The sequence below is a fragment of the Planktotalea sp. genome, assembly GCF_049680325.1.
Lineage (GTDB): Bacteria > Pseudomonadota > Alphaproteobacteria > Rhodobacterales > Rhodobacteraceae > Planktotalea.
On sequence record NZ_JBAUHO010000047.1, the window covers coordinates 1 to 2,938 of the forward strand.

The 2,938-nt window shown below is 60.1% G+C and carries 3 protein-coding genes; all 3 read right to left on the minus strand.

The window, feature by feature from the left end; all coding sequences use genetic code 11:
- Positions 1 to 165: 165 nt before the first annotated feature.
- Complete coding sequence (locus WBC85_RS02080; RefSeq protein WP_424433023.1) at positions 166 to 396, minus strand: GTA head formation protein, RCAP_rcc01685 family; 231 nt, start codon at positions 394 to 396, stop codon at positions 166 to 168.
- Positions 393 to 1,580: a phage portal protein gene (locus tag WBC85_RS02085; protein ID WP_424433024.1), complete on the minus strand. Its 1,188-nt coding sequence runs from the start codon at positions 1,578 to 1,580 to the stop codon at positions 393 to 395. The genes WBC85_RS02080 and WBC85_RS02085 overlap by 4 nt, the downstream gene beginning before the upstream one ends.
- Positions 1,581 to 1,666: 86 nt before the next feature.
- Positions 1,667 to 2,893: a DNA-packaging protein gene (locus tag WBC85_RS02090; protein WP_424433025.1), complete on the minus strand. Its 1,227-nt coding sequence runs from the start codon at positions 2,891 to 2,893 to the stop codon at positions 1,667 to 1,669.
- Positions 2,894 to 2,938: the final 45 nt, after the last annotated feature.

Below are 2,938 nucleotides of genomic sequence, written 5' to 3' on the forward strand. Positions count from 1 at the left end.
TCCTTGACCGTCAACCCGTCACCAAAGCGGCAAAACTTGCGCTCTAAACCTGTATCACCCTGCATGCCTCATCCTTTCCCAAAGAGAAAACCAACCCGCTTCCTCTCTCTAAAAATATCCCGGGGGAGTCTGCCTCGGCAGACGGGGGCAGCGCCCCCAACCGCGCTAACCAGCCTGTAACAACGGCTGTACGGCTTGTGCCAAAATCACCGCAACAACCCCGTAAACCGTCAGCCATAAACGCCGCTCAAGCCGCTCCATCACCGCCTCGATCCGATCAAGACGCTTGCCCAGACCGTCAAATTGCAACTTCGCCACCCGCTCGTGGGCCTCCAGGCGTAGCGCAGGCGCGCAATCGAAGGCTTCGAACCCGATCCGATCTCCGCGCGCACTCATGCATCAACCTCACCGTTCAAGGGCGGCAACCCAAGCAACGCGCGCTTTTCATCCACGCTCAGGAAATCGGCACTGGCCACGCGATTCCACTGCGCATCGCGCTCAACCGCCAACGCTGCCACCTGATCTAGGTCGGGCTTTAGCTCCACAGCCTCGCTTGTGTATCCAGCCAGCCAGCACCCAATCTTGCCGGCAACCTTGCCAGCTAATGGCACAACAACCTGACGATAGAACGCGCGGTTTGCCTCTTGATAGTTGGCATAGGTCGCATCACCGGGGATCCCAAGCAGCATTGGCGGCACCCCAAAGGCAATCGCGATCTCGCGCGCGGCAGATTCCTTGGTCTTTTGAAATTCCATATCAGAAGGCGAAAATCCCATCGGCTTCCAGTCAAGACCACCCTCCAGCAACATCGGACGCCCCGCATTCTTCGCGCCCTGATGATAGGCCTCCATCTCGTCCTGAAGGCGCTGGAATTGCTCGGGCCCCAAGGTCCCTTGCCCGTCCGCCGAGCGCACAACGATTGCCCCCGACGGGCGCGCCGCATTGTCCAGCAACGCCTTGCTCCAACGCGACGCACTATTGTGTACATCCAGCGCTGTCGCCGCCGCTTGCATAGGCGATAGCCCATAATGGTCATCCTGCGGGTGAAACGACTTGATATGGCAAATCGGTGACACAGACGCGCTCACATCGAAACGTGCTTTGCGCGCGCCGACCGCATACTCATAGGCCACTGGCCAGCCATCCGTCCCGGGAACAACACGCATCCTGTCAGAGCGCAGCACATGCAACTCGAAGGGCGCACCGCTTTCTGCCGCAACAGCCTCCACATAAGCGTCGCCCGACAGCAAAAGCTGACCAAACAAGGCCTCGAAGAACTCAACCCGCCCCTGCGCGCCGTTCGGCGCAGCCAAGAGTGCCAGCAGCTCATGGCTGTCATAACGCTGCGCACTGTCCTGCAAGACCAAGGGTACCGCGGCAGCGGCCTCAGCAATCAACTTCACAGCTCGAAAACCAACGGGATTGCCCGCAAAACCCGTGCGGGTCAAAGACACTGTATCTCGGGCGCTCCATGCCACGCGGCCAGCGCCATGATATGCGATCACGGGCCCGGTCGCGCTTGCTTTTGTCTCTTGTGGGGCAGCCTCGCCGCTGCGCCGTTTGAGAAAATCAAATGCCATTTTTCACTCCTTTTCGCGCAGCTTTCCTGGCTGCGCGCCGCAAAAGCGCGCACCAGTGTCACTCCAAATCCTGAATTCTTCAGCGCCTAAAGCGCCCGTATCTGCGGCTTGCGATAATTTTGCGCAGGCGCAATCATCACCTCATGCAAAGCCCAAACCAACGCATCCACGCGATCTGGTGATCCCTTGCCGTCATATCCCCGCGCCGTCATGCGGCACATCTGGTCTTCAAGGCTCGCCAAACCCCGCAAATGCGACACGCGCCCTTGCTCGTATAGCGCCGCGACAGGCTCTGCGCGGGCGACTTTGCCTCGGGACGCATGCACTGCAGTGATCGCCACAAATGGATCGACCTGACGGATCACCGAACTCACCATGTCGCCCCCTTGATTTACCTCAACCACCAAACGCTCCGCCTCCCATCGCTCCATCGCCGCAATCGCGGCGCGCGCCCATCCTGCTGGCGTTGCACCCTGAATGCTGGCGTCTTCCAGCACCACGGCTTTCCACTCGGAAGGTGCGCCAATGCACTGCACCCCCACGACCACAATCCCGCATTCATCTGCACCGCTCTTTGATCCGGCTGGCGGGTCCACTGCGACAACGATGCGATCAACGTCTGGAATAATGTTTACCCTATGCGCCTCTAACAAAGCGCTACTCCACAGTGCGCCCTCACTGTCTTCCAGCAACACCCCCTCCAATTCCTGTCGCCCAAGCCGCGTGCCCGCATAGCGCCGCTCGACCTCTTCAAGAAAGCTGCTCGCCAGATTGGCGCGGTTCGCCTGTGTTGGCGCATGGGTGACCACCGTGCTTGGCGCTGCAAGCAAATCTTTTAGCACCCCTATTGTGCGCGGTGTGGTCGTCACGCAAACCTGCGGATGCTCTCCCAAACGCAGCGCGAACTGCAACATGTCCCAAGCCTCATCCGCCCGCTTCCATTTCGCCAGCTCATCCACCCAGGCACCGTCAAACTGCGGCCCACGTAACCCTTCAGGATCATGAGCCGAAAACACCTGCGCGATTGCACCATTGGGCCACACAAGCCGCTTGCGCGTCGCCTGCCACTCTGGCCGTCGGTCTGGCGGCGAACAGGCCAGAATGCCGCTCTCGCCAAAAATCATCACATCGCGTGTCTGATCGATCGTCTCCCCGATCAGCGCTATGCGGGTACAGCGCCCCTTATCCGACGGCCCCGCCCCCTCGACCTGAAGACGCACCCATTCGGCACCTGCGCGCGTTTTTCCCGCACCGCGACCGCCCATGACCACCCAAGACCGCCAATCACCGCTTGGTGGCAACTGATGCTCCATTGCCCAGAACTCGAATAAAAAAGGGAGAGCCAACAGCTCTCCCTC

What these genes read in the sequence shown, in the direction of transcription:
- WBC85_RS02080 (WP_424433023.1), bottom strand. Translation starts at nt 396, where the DNA reads ATGAGTGCGCGCGGAGATCGGATCGGGTTCGAAGCCTTCGATTGCGCG.
- WBC85_RS02085 (WP_424433024.1), bottom strand. Translation starts at nt 1,580, where the DNA reads ATGGCATTTGATTTTCTCAAACGGCGCAGCGGCGAGGCTGCCCCACAA.
- WBC85_RS02090 (WP_424433025.1), bottom strand. Translation starts at nt 2,893, where the DNA reads ATGGAGCATCAGTTGCCACCAAGCGGTGATTGGCGGTCTTGGGTGGTC.